General features: G+C 64.5%; 15 protein-coding genes, 2 tRNA genes and 1 pseudogene. 5 read left to right on the top strand and 13 right to left on the bottom strand.

Annotation, left to right across the window (positions count from 1 at the left end; translation table 11 throughout):
* From lipA to ACRY_RS16605, 7 genes are all read right to left on the bottom strand, one after another.
* Nucleotides 1–963 carry a lipoyl synthase gene (lipA, locus tag ACRY_RS16635; RefSeq protein ID WP_007421399.1) on the bottom strand — a complete coding sequence of 321 codons (963 nt, stop codon included), beginning with the start codon at nt 961–963 and terminating at the stop codon, nt 1–3.
* 6 nt (nt 964–969) lie between these two features.
* A complete protein-coding gene (lpdA, locus tag ACRY_RS16630; protein WP_012040340.1) occupies nt 970–2367 on the bottom strand; it encodes a dihydrolipoyl dehydrogenase in 1398 nt (465 codons plus the stop codon).
* A 10-nt stretch (nt 2368–2377) separates the two neighbouring features.
* Complete coding sequence (locus ACRY_RS16625) at nt 2378–2887, bottom strand: GNAT family N-acetyltransferase (protein ID WP_007421401.1); 510 nt, start codon at nt 2885–2887, stop codon at nt 2378–2380.
* Nucleotides 2884–4161, bottom strand: a complete 1278-nt coding sequence (locus ACRY_RS16620; protein ID WP_012040339.1) for a pyruvate dehydrogenase complex dihydrolipoamide acetyltransferase — start codon at nt 4159–4161, stop codon at nt 2884–2886. Before ACRY_RS16620 ends, ACRY_RS16625 begins: the two co-directional genes overlap by 4 nt.
* A 13-nt stretch (nt 4162–4174) precedes the next feature.
* Nucleotides 4175–5524, bottom strand: a complete 1350-nt coding sequence (locus ACRY_RS16615; RefSeq protein WP_012040338.1) for a pyruvate dehydrogenase complex E1 component subunit beta — start codon at nt 5522–5524, stop codon at nt 4175–4177.
* A gap of 2 nt (nt 5525–5526) precedes the next feature.
* Nucleotides 5527–6486 (bottom strand): pyruvate dehydrogenase (acetyl-transferring) E1 component subunit alpha, encoded by a 960-nt coding sequence (gene pdhA, locus ACRY_RS16610; protein WP_007422058.1) that lies wholly within the window; start codon nt 6484–6486, stop codon nt 5527–5529.
* A gap of 285 nt (nt 6487–6771) precedes the next feature.
* Nucleotides 6772–7134 (bottom strand): FtsB family cell division protein, encoded by a 363-nt coding sequence (locus ACRY_RS16605; protein WP_012040336.1) that lies wholly within the window; start codon nt 7132–7134, stop codon nt 6772–6774.
* A gap of 201 nt (nt 7135–7335) precedes the next feature.
* On the opposite strand from ACRY_RS16605, the gene ACRY_RS16600 reads away from it, so the two are divergent.
* A complete protein-coding gene (locus ACRY_RS16600) occupies nt 7336–7659 on the top strand; it encodes a hypothetical protein (protein WP_231295296.1) in 324 nt (107 codons plus the stop codon).
* On the opposite strand, the gene ACRY_RS16595 is transcribed toward ACRY_RS16600, so the two are convergent.
* A complete protein-coding gene (locus tag ACRY_RS16595; protein WP_012040334.1) occupies nt 7653–8168 on the bottom strand; it encodes a L,D-transpeptidase family protein in 516 nt (171 codons plus the stop codon). The two genes, ACRY_RS16600 and ACRY_RS16595, sit on opposite strands and share 7 nt — an antisense overlap.
* An 8-nt stretch (nt 8169–8176) precedes the next feature.
* Nucleotides 8177–9331 (bottom strand): GTP cyclohydrolase II, encoded by a 1155-nt coding sequence (ribA, locus tag ACRY_RS16590; RefSeq protein ID WP_012040333.1) that lies wholly within the window; start codon nt 9329–9331, stop codon nt 8177–8179.
* Nucleotides 9332–9549: 218 nt separating this feature from the next.
* On the opposite strand from ribA, the gene ACRY_RS16585 reads away from it, so the two are divergent.
* Together ACRY_RS16585 and ACRY_RS16580 are read left to right on the top strand one after the other, a co-directional pair.
* A complete protein-coding gene (locus tag ACRY_RS16585) occupies nt 9550–10272 on the top strand; it encodes a response regulator transcription factor (RefSeq protein ID WP_012040332.1) in 723 nt (240 codons plus the stop codon).
* A 35-nt stretch (nt 10273–10307) separates the two neighbouring features.
* Nucleotides 10308–10384 (top strand) — tRNA-Arg (locus ACRY_RS16580).
* Nucleotides 10385–10618: 234 nt separating this feature from the next.
* On the opposite strand, the gene ACRY_RS16575 is transcribed toward ACRY_RS16580, so the two are convergent.
* Genes ACRY_RS16575 through ACRY_RS16565 form a run of 3 tightly spaced genes read right to left on the bottom strand, consistent with a single transcriptional unit; the run spans nt 10619 to nt 12756 of the window.
* Complete coding sequence (locus ACRY_RS16575) at nt 10619–11935, bottom strand: arsenic transporter (RefSeq protein ID WP_012040331.1); 1317 nt, start codon at nt 11933–11935, stop codon at nt 10619–10621.
* Between the two features lie 30 nt (nt 11936–11965).
* Nucleotides 11966–12388, bottom strand: coding sequence for an arsenate reductase (glutaredoxin) (arsC, locus tag ACRY_RS16570; RefSeq protein WP_007422048.1), 423 nt, complete (start codon nt 12386–12388; stop codon nt 11966–11968).
* Nucleotides 12385–12756: an ArsR/SmtB family transcription factor gene (locus ACRY_RS16565; RefSeq protein ID WP_012040330.1), complete on the bottom strand. Its 372-nt coding sequence runs from the start codon at nt 12754–12756 to the stop codon at nt 12385–12387. Before ACRY_RS16565 ends, arsC begins: the two co-directional genes overlap by 4 nt.
* 342 nt (nt 12757–13098) lie before the next feature.
* Here ACRY_RS16565 and ACRY_RS16560 point away from each other — a divergent pair, with 342 nt between their 5' ends.
* Both ACRY_RS16560 and ACRY_RS19255 read left to right on the top strand, forming a co-directional pair.
* Complete coding sequence (locus tag ACRY_RS16560) at nt 13099–13791, top strand: EAL domain-containing protein (RefSeq protein ID WP_007422046.1); 693 nt, start codon at nt 13099–13101, stop codon at nt 13789–13791.
* Nucleotides 13792–14240: 449 nt separating this feature from the next.
* Nucleotides 14241–14812 (top strand): annotated as a pseudogene (locus tag ACRY_RS19255) (transposase); the annotation flags it as partial.
* 518 nt (nt 14813–15330) lie between these two features.
* Here the strand turns inward: ACRY_RS19255 and ACRY_RS16550 are convergent.
* Nucleotides 15331–15405, bottom strand: a tRNA-Val gene (locus tag ACRY_RS16550).
* Nucleotides 15406–15424 lie beyond the last annotated feature (19 nt).

Genomic DNA, 15424 nt, shown 5'->3' with positions numbered 1-15424 from the left:
TCAGGCCGCGTGCCGGGCGGCCCGGGCTTCGCGCAGGGCGGCGAAATCGGCATCCGCGTGATAGGAGGAGCGGGTCAGCGGCGTCGCCGACACCATCAGGAACCCCTTGGCGCGGGCCATGGCGGCAAGATCGGCGAACTCGTCGGGGGTGACGAACCGGTCGACCGCGGCGTGTTTCACCGTCGGCTGGAGATACTGGCCGATGGTGAGGAAATCGACATCGGCGATGCGCAGGTCGTCCATCACCTGGCCGACCTCGCCGCGGTCCTCGCCGAGCCCGGCCATCAGGCCGGATTTGGTGAAGATGCTTGGGTCGAGCTGCTTCACCCGGTCGAGCAGGCGGAGCGACTGGTAATAGCGCGCGCCGGGGCGGATCGAGGGGTAGAGCCGCGGCACGGTTTCGAGATTGTGGTTGAACACGTCCGGCCTGGCAGCGACGACCACCTCCAGCGCACCGGGCTTGCGCAGGAAGTCCGGGGTGAGGATCTCGATCGTGGTGGAGGGTGCGGCGGCGCGGATCGCGCCGATCACCGCCGCGAAATGCGCCGCCCCGCCATCATCGAGATCGTCGCGGTCGACCGAGGTGATCACCACATGCTGCAAGCCGAGCCGGGCCACGGCTTCGGCCACGCGGGCCGGTTCGTCGGCGGCGAGCGGCGCCGGCTGGCCGGTGGTGACGTTGCAGAAGGCGCAGGCGCGGGTGCAGATTTCACCCATGATCATCATGGTCGCGTGGCGCTGCGACCAGCACTCGCCGATATTCGGGCAGGCCGCCTCCTCGCAGACCGTCACCAGCTTGGCCTCGCGCATCAGCGCGCGGGTTTCGTGATAGACGGGATGGTTCGGCGCCTTCACCCGGATCCAGGCGGGTTTCCGCTGGATCGGGTTATCCGGCCTGTGCTGCTTTTCCGGATGGCGGAGCTTGCCGCCCCCCGAATTCCGGTGATCGATCTCGACGCGCATGACGGATCAGAAGTGGATGACCTGTCCATACGCGTCAAGCACCGATTCGTGCATCGCTTCACTGATCGTGGGGTGGGGGAAGACGGTGTGCATCAGTTCGGCCTCGGTGGTTTCGAGCTGCCGGGCGACCACGTAGCCCTGGATCATCTCGGTCACCTCGGCGCCAGCCATGTGCGCGCCGAGGAGCTCGCCGGTCTCGGCGTCGAAGACGGTCTTGATCATGCCTTCGGGTTCGCCCATGGCGATCGCCTTGCCGTTCCCGATAAAGGGGAAGCGGCCGATTTTCACCTTGCGGCCGGCTTCCTTCGCCTTTGCTTCGGTCATGCCGACCGAGGCGACCTGCGGGCGGCAATAGGTGCAGCCGGGGATGTTCCAGGTCTCGAACGGATGCGGCTTCAGCCCCGCGATATGCTCGATGCAGACCACGCCCTCGTGGCTGGCCTTGTGGGCGAGCCAGGGCGGGCCGGTCAGATCGCCGATCGCGTAGACGCCCTCGACGCCGGTGCGCCCGAAACCATCGACCACCACATGCGTGCGCTCGACCTTCACGCCGGCCTGCTCAAGGCCGAGATTTTCGACATTGCCGACGATGCCGACCGCGGAGATCACCCGCTCGGCGGTGATCTTCTGCGCCTTTCCGCCGGCCTCGATCGTGACGGTCACGCTGTCCCTGCCCTTCTCGACGCCCTTCACGCTCGCCCCGACGAGCAGCTTCATGCCCTGCTTCTCGAACTGCTTGTGCATGAAGGCGGAGATTTCCTCGTCCTCCACCGGCAGGATGCGCGGCAGCGCCTCGACCACCGTCACCTCGGCGCCCATGTTGCGGTAGAAGCTCGCGAACTCGATGCCGATCGCGCCGGAGCCGATCACCACGAGGGATTTCGGCATGATGTCCGGCACCATCGCCTCGCGATACGACCATATGAACCGGCCATCCGGCTCGATGCCGGGCAGGACGCGGGCGCGCGCGCCGGTCGCGAGGATGATGTGCTTCGCCTTCAGCGTGGCGACCGGCTTGCCGTCCTTCTCGACCGCGAGCGTGCCCTTGCCGGCGAGCCGGCCGGTGCCGTCGAACACCGTCACCTTGTTCTTCTTCAGAAGATGGGCGACGCCCGAGGAAAGCTGCTTTGCCACGCCGCGCGAGCGCTTCACCACCTTGTCGAGATCGAACTTCACGTTCTCGGCGGAGAAACCGTATTCGGGCAAGGTGTGGAGCAGGTGGTTGATCTCGGAGGAACGAAGCAGCGCCTTGGTCGGAATGCAGCCCCAGTTGAGGCAGATGCCGCCGAGATTTTCGCGCTCGACCAGGGCGACCTTCAGCTTGAGCTGCGCGCCGCGGATCGCGGTCACGTAGCCGCCGGGGCCGCCGCCCACCACCACCACGTCGAAACTCTGATCGGTCATTGTTCTGCTCCTATGCGGCAAGGGCGGCGAGGGCCTCGCCCTTCAGACGGTAGCGCGTCCATTCATCGAGCGGGACGGCGCCGAGGGATTGATAGAAATCGATGGCGGGGCGGTTCCAGTCCAGCACCGACCATTCGAGCCGGGCGCAGCCGAGCCGGACCGCCTCGCGCGCGAGATGGCGCAGCAGGGCGCGGCCGATGCCCCGGCCCCGCGCCGCGGGCAGGACGAACAGGTCTTCGAGATAGAGCCCGGCCCGGCCGGTCCAGGTCGAGAAGCTGGTGAAGAACAGGGCGAAACCGGCGACCGCGCCATCGGCCTCGGCCAGCACGGCGCGGGCGAGAGGCTGCGGGCCGAACAGCGCCTCGTGCAGCATCGGCGCGGTCATCTCCACCTCGTGGGGCGCCTTTTCATAAAGGGCGAGCGCGTGAACGAGATCGAGCAGCGCGGCGATGTCGGCCGGTGCCGCAGGGCGAAGCGTTGCCGCCGCCCCTGAAGCGACACCGGCCGAATGGTCGCTCAAAGCATCAGCCCCAGCGGCCGTTCGACGATGGACTTGAACGCCGCGAGGAATTCGGCGCCGACCGCGCCATCCACCACGCGATGGTCGCAGGACAGGGTGACGGTCATCATCGTGGCGATGGCGATCTGCTCACCCTTCACCACGGGCCGCTTCTCGCCGGCGCCGATGGCGAGAATGCCGCCCTGCGGCGGGTTGATGATCGCCGAGAACGAGCTGATGCCATACATGCCGAGATTGGAGATCGAGAACGATCCGCCCTGGAATTCGTCCGGCTTCAGCTTGCCGGCCTTTGCCCGCGCGGCGAGGTCCTTCATCTCGTTGCTGATCGCGGCCAGGCCTTTCTGGTCCGCCTTGCGGATGATCGGCGTGATCAGCCCGTCCGGAATCGCGACGGCCACCGAGATGTCCACGTCGTGATAGCGGATCATCGCCTCCTCGGTGAACGAGGCGTTGGCCGCCGGAACGCGGCGCAGGGCGACGGCGACCGCCTTGATGATCAGGTCGTTGACCGAAAGCTTGAACGCGCCCGGCCCCTCCTTGGGGGATTGCGCGTTCAGCTCGGCGCGCAGCTTGAGCAGCGCGTCGAGCTCGACATCCATCGACAGATAGAAATGCGGAATGGTCTGTTTCGCGGCCTGCAACCGCTTCGCGATCACCTTGCGCATCGAGGAATGCGGGATCGCGTCATGCGGCGCGGTGATCGGCGCGGCCGGGGCCGCGGCGGCTTGCGCCGGTGGGGCGGCAGCTGGCGCTTTCGGCGCCGGTGCCGCGGCTTCCGGGCCACTGCCGCGGGCGGCGTCGATATCCGCCTTGACGATCCGCCCGTTCGGGCCGGAGCCCTTGAGCGTGGCGAGGTCGATCCCCGCCTGCTGCGCCATGCGGCGGGCGAGCGGCGAAGCGAAGACGCGCGGGCCATGCCCGGTCGTCTCCGCCGCCGGCGCTGCCGCAGCCGGGGCAGGTGCCGCCACCGGTTCCGGCGCGGCGGCGGGCTTTGGCGCCGGGGCAGCGGGCGCGCTGTCCGGCACGGCTTCGCCCGGTTCGACGAGAATGGCGATCGGCGCGTTCACCGCGACATTCTCCGATCCGGCAGCGACCAGGATCTTGCCGAGAACGCCCTCGTCGACCGCCTCGACCTCCATCGTCGCCTTGTCGGTCTCGATCTCGGCGATGACGTCGCCGGCCTTGATCGTCTCGCCTTCCTTCTTGAGCCAGCGCGCCAGCGTGCCTTCCGTCATGGTGGGCGAGAGTGCTGGCATCAGGATGTTCGTGGCCATGTTCGCGCCTCCCTCAGAACAGTTTCTTGACGGCGCCGACGACCCAGTCCGGCTGGGGCAGCGCAAGCTTTTCCAGATTGGCGGCATAGGGCATCGGCACGTCGAGCCCGGCGACGCGGGTCGGCGGCGCGTCCAGCCAGTCGAACGCATGTTCGGTGATCTGCATCGCGATCTCGGCGCCGATGCCGGCAAAGGGCCAGCCCTCCTCGACCGAGACGACGCGGTTGGTCTTCTTCACCGAATTCACGATGGTCTCGATGTCGAGCGGGCGGATCGTGCGCAGGTTGATCACCTCCGCCGAAATCCCCTGCTGGTCCAGCGCCTCGGCGGCCTTCAGCGCGACATCGACCATCAGCGAGAAGGCGACGATGGTGACATCCTCGCCCGCGCGCTCGACCTTGGCCTTGCCGATCGGCAGGATGAAGTCATCGTCGGTCGGGCATTGGTGCTTGTGGCCGTAGAGAATCTCGTTCTCGAGGAAGATGACCGGGTTCGGATCGCGGATCGCCGCGCGCAGCAAGCCCTTCGCATCCGCCGCCGACCACGGGGCGACCACCTTGAGACCCGGGCAATGCGCATACCACGAGGCGTAGCACTGGCTGTGCTGGGCCGCGACGCGGGCGGCAGCGCCGTTCGGCCCGCGGAAGACGATGGGGCAGCCCATCTGCCCGCCGGACATGTAGAGCGTCTTCGCCGCCGAATTGATGATCTGGTCGATCGCCTGCATGGCGAAGTTGAACGTCATGAACTCGACGATCGGCTTGAGGCCGGACATCGCCGCCCCCACCGCCATGCCGGTGAAACCGTGCTCGGTGATCGGCGTGTCGATCACCCGCTTCGCGCCGAACTCGTCCAGCAGGCCCTGGCTGATCTTGTACGCGCCCTGATACTGGGCAACCTCCTCGCCCATCAGGAACACGTCGGCATCGCGCCGCATCTCGGCGGCCATCGCATCGCGCAGCGCCTCGCGGACGGTGATTTCCTGCGTCGGGCCCCAATCCTTCTCGGCGGCCGGCGCCACCTCGGCAGGCGGCGCCTTCGGCGCGGCGGCGGGCTGGTGCGCGGGCGCGGGCGCAGCCTGCGGCGCCGGCGCGGCGGCGGAAGGGGACTCCGCCTTTTCGCCATGCGCGCCGAGCACCGCGATCGGCGTGTTCACCGCGACGTTTTCAGTCCCCTCATCGACCAGGATTCGCAGCAGCTCGCCCTCGTCGACCGCCTCGACCTCCATCGTCGCCTTGTCGGTCTCGATCTCGGCGAGAACATCGCCGGCCTTGACCCGGTCGCCGACCTTCTTGAGCCATTTGGCCAGCTTGCCCTCGGTCATCGTCGGCGAGAGCGCGGGCATCAGAACGTCCGTGGTCATGCTCAGCCCTCCACCAGCACATCGGTCCAGAGTTCGGATTCATCGGGTTCGGGGCTCTGCTGCGCGAAATCGGCCGCGTCCTGCACCCGCTTCTTGATGTCGTCGTCGATCGCCTTGAACATCTCGTCGCTCACCCCCATCGCCTCCAGCGCCTTGCGGGCGAGATCGATGCAATCGTGCTCGGTCCGCATCTTCTGCACCTCCTCGCGGGTGCGGTATTTCGCGGGGTCGGACATCGAGTGGCCGCGATAGCGATAGGTCTTCATCTCCAGCAGGAACGGCCCGTTCCCCGCCCGGCAATGCGCGACCGCCTGCTCGCCCGCTTCCTTGACGGCCTGAACGTCCATCCCGTCCACCTGCAGGCCCGGAATGCTCCAGGGCGCGCCGTTCAGGCTGAGATCGCGCGAGGCCGACGCGCGCTCGACGCTGGTGCCCATGCCATAGCGGTTGTTCTCGATGATGAAGATCACCGGCAGCTTCATCAGCGCCGCGAGGTTGAAGCTCTCGAACACCTGGCCCTGGTTCGAGGCGCCCTCGCCGAAATAAGTCAGGCAGACGCGGTCATTGCCGCGATAGTGATTGGCGAACGCAAGGCCGGTGCCGAGCGAGACCTGCGCGCCGACGATGCCGTGCCCGCCGAAGAAGCCCTTCTCCTTCGAGAACATGTGCATCGAGCCGCCCTTGCCCTTGGAATAGCCGCCGGCCCGGCCGGTCAGCTCGGCCATGACGCCTTTCGGGTCCATGTCGCAGGCGATCATGTGGCCGTGATCGCGATAGGAGGTGATGACCTGGTCGCCCGGCTCGATCGCCAGCTGCATGCCGGTCACCACCGCTTCCTGCCCGATATAGAGATGGCAGAACCCGCCGATCAGCCCCATGCCGTAGAGCTGGCCGGCCTTTTCCTCGAAACGGCGGATCAGCAGCATCTTTTCGTAGGCGGCCAGAAGCTCGTCCCTGTCCATGGATTGCTGTTTCTGGCTGCTGCGCTTGCGTGAGGCTGGCTGGGCTTTCCCGCCCGTCGATCTTGTACGGCTGGCCACGATGATCCCCCTCCGTCGGTTGATCTCTTTCCAATGCGTCGGAACGGGGGCACGACGCAAGCGGGAAAACAAAAAAACAATGATGGTGCAATGCAATATTCATGTTAACCAAAAATTGGTTAAGGCCCTGATCAGCACGACGAAAGCCCTATTTCGTGCCAGGATTCGCCGGAATCTCGGGAAACCCGCCTTGCTCCAGACGCGGCTTCAGGAGTGGGGACGGCCCGGCGCCGCAGGCGTTGGTGCCGCAGGCGCGGACGACGCCGGGGCCGGGGCCGGATGGAGCGGCACGGCGAGATCGTCGGGATCAGCAAGATTGAGCACGGCTCGCGCCTGTTCGTTGAGCATGTCCGGCGCGATAGCGTGATGATGCAGGGCATCGACCCGGGCCTGCCAGCGGTCGCGCCGGGCCGTCACATCGGTCAATGACTGCCGGTCCTTCACAAGAACGGCTTGGTCGTGGCGCTGGGCGATGATCCCGCGCGAACCATTGATGGCATTGAAAACGAAATACGCCGTCACCACGAGGAAGAGAACGGGCAGCACCAACGCTCTCAAGCGCCGTTTCACGGCTGGCTCCATGCTTCGGAAAACGTCTTCGGATGTGTCACGCCCCTGCATGCCCGGCCCATGGGGGGTTTCGCAAGTGCTTTTGGCATGCGGACGCCGGGTGAAACTTTTGTAAGCCACAATTCGCACCGAAAGCCGCCCTTTCGATGCCATCATGGGGTCGTCTGTATCGGACCAACGACGAATGCAGGAGATTTGAAGATGTCGGAACGCAGCAGAAAAGCGACAGGCCGAATCGGCCGGGTTGCCTCGGTCCTGCTCGCCGCCGGAATTGGCCTAGTGGCAACGGGGGCAACCGCCTTCGCCGACCCACCCTGGGGACACGATCACTGGGAGCACCATGGCTGGCATCACGGATGGCGCCATGACGATGACGATGGAGGCTGGCACCGCGGCTATGTCTACGGCTATGCGCCTCCGCCGGCGTATTATCCGCCGCCGCCCGTCTACTATGCCCCGCCGCCGCCGGTCTACGTCGGCCCGCCCAGCGTCTCCTTCGGGGTAAACATCCCTCTCGGTCACTGAACCATGATCGCCTCAAGCCCGGCCTTCAGCAACGCCAGAAGGTCGGGCAGGGCGAGAGCGATGCAACCATCGGTCGGCGCATAATCCGGGCGCGCCACATGCAGGAAGATCGCCGACCCAGAACCGCGGACCACCGGGTTGTCGTTCCAGCCGAGCACGCCGACCAGATCGTAGACGGCGTCGGCGCGCCAGAGACGTTCATGCCGGCCCTCATGCGGCAGGCGGACCATCCGGTTGTAGTCAGGATGCTGGGGGTCGTCGCACCAGCCATCGTCGGGAGACAGGGGCTCGCGCGGCACCGCGCACACCGGCGGTGAGATCCGATCGGCGCGGTACAGCACGCGCCGGAGCACGAGGAGGCCGGCTGGCGTCGTGCCGTCTCCTTCGCGCTTCCTGTCAGAGACGCCCCCTTTGCCGATGGCGACGCGGAATGTCAGCCCGGCGGCCGCCAGCGTAATCGGCCCCCCTTCGCGTAATAGCGCCGTCCGCGCGTTGCCTGTCGACGTCACTGGCGCATCTAGTCCAGCAGGTGGCCGAACCGGCGGGCCTTGGTCGCAAGATAAAGGTCGTTGACGCCGTTCGGCGCGATCACATGCGGCACCCGCTCGACGACATCCACGCCACACGCGGCGAGGCCGGCCGTCTTTTCGGGATTGTTCGTCAGCAAGCGGATGTGGTCGAGCCCCAATGCCGCCAGCATCGCGGCAGCGATGTGGAAGTTGCGTTCGTCCGCCCCCCAGCCAAGCGCCCGGTTGGCATCGACGGTATCGAGACCGCGATCCTGCAACGTATAAGCGCGCAACTTGTTGATCAGCCCGATTCCGCGCCCCTCTTGCGCGAGATAGAGGACGACACCGCCGCCTTCCTGCGCCATGCGACGAATGGCCCCCTTGAGCTGGGGGCCGCAGTCGCAGCGCAGCGAGCCCAGCAGATCGCCGGTGAAACATTCGGAATGGATCCTCACCAGCGGCGCGGCCTGCGCCGACGGGTCGCCGACCAGGATCGCCATGTGCTCGATACCCTGATCGAGTGCGCGAAACGCCACGAGTCGAGCGTCCGGCGCGTCGTCCAGCGGCACCGCGACTTCCGCCACGCGGTGAAGGGTTGCCGCGACATTCCGATTGTAAGCCAGCAGGTCGGCGGCAGGCACCGCCAGCAGGCCGCCACCAAGAGGCAGCGACGCCCAGCCCGGACGGACCGGCGCCGTGATCATCGCCGGCAACAGCCGCGCCTGCTTGCCCAGCGCCAGCGCCGCCTCGGCCAGAGGTGGCGGCGCAACACGGCGGAAGCCTGGCATGATCTGCTCAAGGGTTGGATCCGCAAGGCGGCGGAGTGTGGCGACATCGATCAGCGGGCGGGTCAGGCCGAGCGCAATCGCCGGGAGAGTCTCATCAAGCGGTTCCTGTAACACGGCGGCCGCCCGCGACGGGGCCAGCAACAGCATGGCGCCGGAACTTCCCAGGCGGTCGATGAGGTGGAGCCCTTCGGCACCCACTGTCTCGGCCGGGACGACGATCAGCGGATGCTGCCCGGCCAGCACGACCGGCACGCCCCGCCGCGCGTCGCCGACGGCTCTATGCACCGCGCGGGTGCGCACCGGATCAAGCGGTGGCAAGGTTCCGGACGCGTCGGCGTTCGTGCTCTTCTGACCCTGGACTGGCAATGAGTTCATGGTCGTACAGATATAAGATGGAACCCGTCTGTTGCGCCATATCGCCGGCCATTTTCCGACATTGCACGAAGATTGCCGCGTTTTCACGCGCATGTGAGCGAGATCATGGAAGATTTATAATGAAAGGTCTGCGAATCGGACCTTTTGAACTATAGGAAAGAGCGGCAAACTCCCTGGTGCGGCAGCAGTGCCGGGCTTGGAACGGAGAATTCGAGGAAATGGGATACATGGCGAACGTTCACCCGATCCTGGTCGTCGATGATGATCTGGCATTGCGTTCGACGCTCTGCGAGCAATTGCGGGCTGAGGACGAGTTCGCGCCGAGCGAGGCCGGCTCGATTGTTGAAGCCGAACGAATGATTGCTTCGGCCGAGCAACGGTTTGATGCCATCATCCTTGACGTAAGCCTGCCCGACGGCGACGGACGCAGCTTCTGCGCACGGTTGCGTGAGGAGGGAATCAAGGTTCCGATCATCATGCTGACCGGGTCCGCGGCTGAGCAGGATGTGGTGCGAGGGCTCGATTCAGGGGCGAACGACTATGTCGCCAAGCCTTTCCGCCTCGCTGAGCTGATGGCCCGGCTGCGCGCTCATCTCCGCAACTTTGAAAGCAGCGAGGACGCAGTCCTCCAGATCGGGCCGTACACATTCCGCCCCGCGATGAAGTTGCTGCACGAACCCTCACAGAACAGACGGATTCGCCTGACCGACAAGGAGGCTGCAATCCTGAAATTCCTCTACCGCGCGGGCGGGAAATCGGTTGGCAGACAGGTCCTGCTGAACGAGGTGTGGGGCTACAACGCCGCTGTCACCACTCATACCCTGGAGACGCATGTCTACCGGCTGCGCCAGAAGATCGAGCCCGAGCCAGCCCATGCCCGACTGCTGATCACCGAGGGCGGTGGATACCGCCTCAACCAACCGGTGAGCGACGCGGCGTGACGTTGTAGCCGGTTTGAACTATATAAGAACAGGTTGTCTCCGTAGCTCAGCCGGATAGAGCACAGGATTCCTAATCCTGGGGCCGTGGGTTCGAATCCCGCCGGGGACGCCACGCTTCACAACTCATTGAATGTGCTGATGTCACTTAATATCGCCCCACACATGTGACACACGTTTGTGCCACCTGTGGAAAGCCATCACGGCGTTGTGTTCCTACATCGAGAAACGACGTCTGACCTATTATTTCGGCTGCGTTTGCTGGTCGGAATCGGTGATCTGCGCGAGTCATATCGAGGTTCGCCTGGCTGCCGGCAGGCGCGCGGTAATCGAAGGGAAAGGGGCGTCCTCATCCGTGGCCGGAGGATCCCAGCATGGGAAGCCAGAGCGCAAGCGCGGCGAGCGTGACCAGCAGTACCGGCGGGGTAATCAGCAGGCCGACACGCATGTATTGCCCCCAGCCGATCCGCACGCCCTTGCCGGCGAGTACGTGCAGCCAGAGCAGCGTCGCCAGGCTGCCGATCGGGGTGAGCTTGGGGCCGAGATCGCAGCCGATGACATTTGCATAGACCATCGCATCGCGGATGGCGGTGGGGGGATGGACATGGGAGATCGCCAGCGCGCCGACCAGCACGCTCGGCATGTTGTTCATCACTGAGGAAAGTAGGGCGGCGAGAATGCCGGTGCCGAGCGACGCAACCCAGATGCCATGCGCGGCGAAGATCCGCAGCAGTGAGGCGAGCTGGTCAGTCAGCCCGGCGTTGCGCAGCCCGTAGACGACCAGATACATGCCGAGGCTGAAGATCACCACTTGCCACGGCGCGCCGCGCAGCACACGCCCGATATCGATCACGCGGCCGCCGCCACCAGGCCAGCGCGCGGCGAGGGCCAGCATCGCGATCGCGCCGGCGATTGTCACATAGGAAACCGGTACGCCGAGCGGCGCGGTGACGAAATAGGCCACGAACAGGAGGGCGAGCACCGGCCAGGCAGCGCGGAAGACGACATGGTCGCGGATTGCGTGCGCTGGAGCTTCGAGGTCGTCCACATCATAATGCCGGCTGGCGACGGTGCCGTAGCGCAGCATCAGCACGCCGAGGGTCGCCGCGAGGGCGACGAGATCGACCGGTACCATCACCAGGGCGTAGCGAGTGAAGCCGATGCCGAAGAAATTGGCGCTGACGATGTTGACGAGGTTGGAGATGACCAGCGGCAGGCTCGTCGTGTCGGCGACGAAGCCTGTCGCGATGATGAAGGCGAGCGCCGCGGCGGGGGGAAATTCGAGGCTGGCGAGAATGGCCATGACGATCGGCGTCAGCAGCAGTGCGGCGCCGTCATTGGCGAAGACCGCGGCGATCGCGAAGCCGAACAGCACAACCAGCGGCAGCAGCAGGCGTCCGCGCCCACGGCCCCAGCGCGCGACATGCAGCGCCGCCCAACGGAAGAAACCGGCCTCGTCCAGCAGCAGCGAAACGACGATCAGCGCGACGAAGGTGAAGGTCGCGTTCCAGACGATGTGCCAGACGGTGGGGATATTCCGCCAGTGGACGATGCCGAGGGCGAGATCGACCGCCGCCCCGGCCATCGCGCTCCAGCCAATGCCGAGGCCGCGAGGCTGCCAGATGACGAGCGCGAGTGTGGCGATGAAGATCGCGAAGGCGAGCATGGAGGGTCTTCCGGGTGACGGGCGGGTGGGTCAGGGCAGGCGGCGGCCGGCGTCGTCGACCACCTGCTGCCCGTCTTCCTTGGTGAAGGCGCCCTGCTGGGGAGTGGGCAGGATGTCGAGCACGGTTTCGGAGGGGCGGCAGAGGCGGACGGCGCGCTCGGTGACGACGATCGGCCGGTTGATGAGGATCGGGTGGGCCATCATCGCGTCGAGCAGTGCATTGTCGGTCAGCGTTTCATCATCGAGACCGAGCTCGGCATAGGGCGTGCCCTTCTCGCGTAGCACGGCGCGAACGGGCACGCCCATCCGCGCGATCAGGCCGCGCAACTCCTCGCGCGAGGGCGGGGTTTTCAGATATTCGATCACCACCGGCTCGAGCCCCGCATTGCGGATCAGGCCGAGGACGTTGCGCGACGTGCCGCAGGCAGGGTTGTGGTAGATCGTGACGGTCATGTGTCTGATCCTTGTTTTGTTGCGGACCGCCCCGGTTCACAGGCCGGCGCGGGGGCGGCCGCGTGGCCGCAGCAATTGCGCACGAGATAGGCGACCAAGCCGTTCATGGCGGTGAAATCGGCAGCGTATATCACATGGCGGCTGGCGCGCCGCTGGGTGATCAGCCCGGCGCGGGTCAGGGCCTGGATATGGAATGTGAGGGATGACGCCGCGAGGCCGAGCCGCTCGGCGATCTCGCCCGCCGGCAGGCCAGCCGGTCCTGCCTCGACCAGGAAGCGATAGGCGGCGAGACGGTGCTCGTGCGCCAGAGCGGCAAGCGCCGCGACGGTCCAGGATGCGTCGATTGCCGGCGGTCCGTTCATCGTCATTTCCGGAATTATCGAATTATCATATTGATAAGGTGATGGCGCCGTCGGCGTCAAGGGACGGCGAAACGCTGGCCCGAGACTGCTCATTGACGATGCGACGCATGCCTTGGCCGCACGATTGACTGAACCATCAGCGACGTCGAGAAACGGTGATATATATTTTAGGCGATCGTTAAATAATTGGTTGCATTCTTTTGGATGCTTAATTTGTATCTCGCGAAAGCATCTACTTGAGGATGTATCAATAATGGCGACGCGATAATGGGGCTGATAAAAGCGCGCCTCAGAGACACAAGCTCATGTGCAGGCTGTCGACAGGGGCAATTCGACAGGCCGCTCGCCATGGCATTTCAGCCAATCATCGATGTCGCGGCACGATCAGTGTTCGCCTATGAGGCTTTGGTGCGCGGCCCCGCCGGAGAGTCGGCTGGGAGTATATTGGAAACCATCGGCCAGTCGGAACTCTATGCTTTTGACCAAGCATGTCGAGTGACGGCGATTGAAACCGCCGCCGCTCTTGGGCTCGGCGATAGTTCTTGCGATCTCTCGATCAATTTTCTGCCCAATGCAGTCTATGAGCCCCGAGCGTGCATTCGCACGACTCTGCAAGCTGCCGCCCGGACCAGATTTCCAACCAGAAAGCTTATCTTCGAGATTAACGAGGGAGAATTGTTGAGCGCGCCCGATCATTTGGCCGATATCGTGGCGGAATACGCAGCTATGGGCTTCCGCACGGCGATTGATGATTTTGGGTCGGGATATTCCAATCTCAATCTACTCGCCAAATTCCGCCCGGATCTGGTGAAGCTCGATATGGAACTGATCCGCGGCATCGAGTCAGACAAGAGGCGCAGGAGCATCGTCAGCCATTGCGCTGCGATGTGCCGGGAAATGGGGATCACCGTCGTTGCCGAAGGCATCGAAACGCTTGGCGAATGCTCGGCGTTGAACGATCTCGGGATTACGCTCATGCAAGGCTATCTTTTCGCGAAGCCAGGCTTTCGCAGCTTGCCAACACCTACGTGGGCGAACTGATCGCAGCGATCACCCATCTCATTGTTGGATTTTTCAGCAATCATGCCAAGGTGGGATTTTTTGCTGACCTGTCATGAAGTAATGCATCAAAATCCGAGATTTTCGAATGCAATCACAACAATAACGCCCAGTACCCAGATTTATCGCATATTTCATCCGCATCTAAACGGTTCGACCAAATCACTGAAATCGATCAGTTTATACTGATTCATTTCCACAATTCCCATACAATGATCCCTACTGCGCCCATACAAGTTCAGCCGTTCCCCTTAACAAGGCGCTGAAGAGTCCCCGCCTCGAGGCCGGCTGCAGAACATGATGCACCAACGCCACTGCGAGGACGGAGGTGGCAATGCGCCGATCGGACGAGGTGACGTGATCGCTGTTGATCTACGTCGATCTTGAGGAGCGCATCCCGGCGCGGCATCCGCTGCGACCGATGACCCGCCCCACGCCGCAACCGCAATGCCGAAGCCGATTTCCGCGGCGAACGACACTCCAGCGCGACCCGTGCTTCGACGATCGATCCCGACGCCCGCCTGTTCAAGACGTCACCCGGCGCAGGGGCCATGCTGTGCTTCATTGGGGCATAGCCTGATGGAGAACCGCTCCAGCCTGATCGTGCAGGCCGACCTGACGCAGGGCGGTGGCCACGCCGCATGTCGGGCCGCACAGCAGATGCTTCACAGGCATTCGTCCGGATCGACCCGGCGCCTGACGCGGCCGGCTGACAGCGGCTACGACAGCGCCGACTTCACCGCTGATCTGCGCCAGATGGTGGTCACGCCGCATGCCGCCCGGAAGTCTCGGCGCTCCGCCATCGATGGCAGAACCACCCGGCACCCGGGCTAGCGAAATCGCAGTGACGCCGGACGAAGATCGAGGCCCCCTTCGGCTGGACCAAGACAGTCGGCGGCATGGCGCAGACCATGTATGCGGCATCAAGCACGTGCGGGCCCGCTTCACTTTGGCGATGGTGGCCTGCAATCTGCCAAGGCTGCCGAAACCGCTCGGTACCTGAGCCGGAAGAAAGCACTCGAACCGCACCCGAGTGGAAAATGCCTCACCAGGCCGAACCCACCTAGGACGGCGTTCCTCTCACAGACCTCTTGCAGCAGCCCGTTAGGTCGAGAGTGGCAAGACGAGCGACCGGCCACCGTTGACCGCCGCCTTCGGGGCTTATCGCCCGACTGGCGCTAAGCTCTGTTGAATTCTGTTGAGAGGTCCCGCTGATCTCGGACGAGAAACACGCCGAATGTGGTCTGCTAGCCTGCCGCTGATCAACAAAGAGCTTTTCCCAATCTCTGCCTCAACACTCCGCGCTCATGCTGCGGCTTCCCGGCTCATCCGGAATGTCCAACCCTGCCATGCAAGCCGATCGGGTTGCCCTCGCGTTCAAATCACTGAGACATCAGAGCCGTCTCGCCGCCATAGCAGCTTGTAGCCGCGATTAAGCAGGAAAAATCGGGGCGCAAAATCAGGAAAATTGATTGGACCGGGCCAGACCATCCTCTAAATCATAGATTTGTTTGGAAAATCTGGTGGGTGCGACAGGGATTGAACCTGTGACCCCCGCCGTGTGAAGGCGATGCTCTCCCGCTGAGCTACGCACCCGGTCGGCATGTCTCTAGCG

Origin of the sequence: Acidiphilium cryptum JF-5, from assembly GCF_000016725.1 — a bacterium.
In the GTDB taxonomy this organism is placed as follows: Bacteria; Pseudomonadota; Alphaproteobacteria; order Acetobacterales; family Acetobacteraceae; genus Acidiphilium; species Acidiphilium multivorum.
Note: the sequence above shows the minus strand (reverse complement) of the source record. Positions and strands in the feature narration are given on the sequence as shown.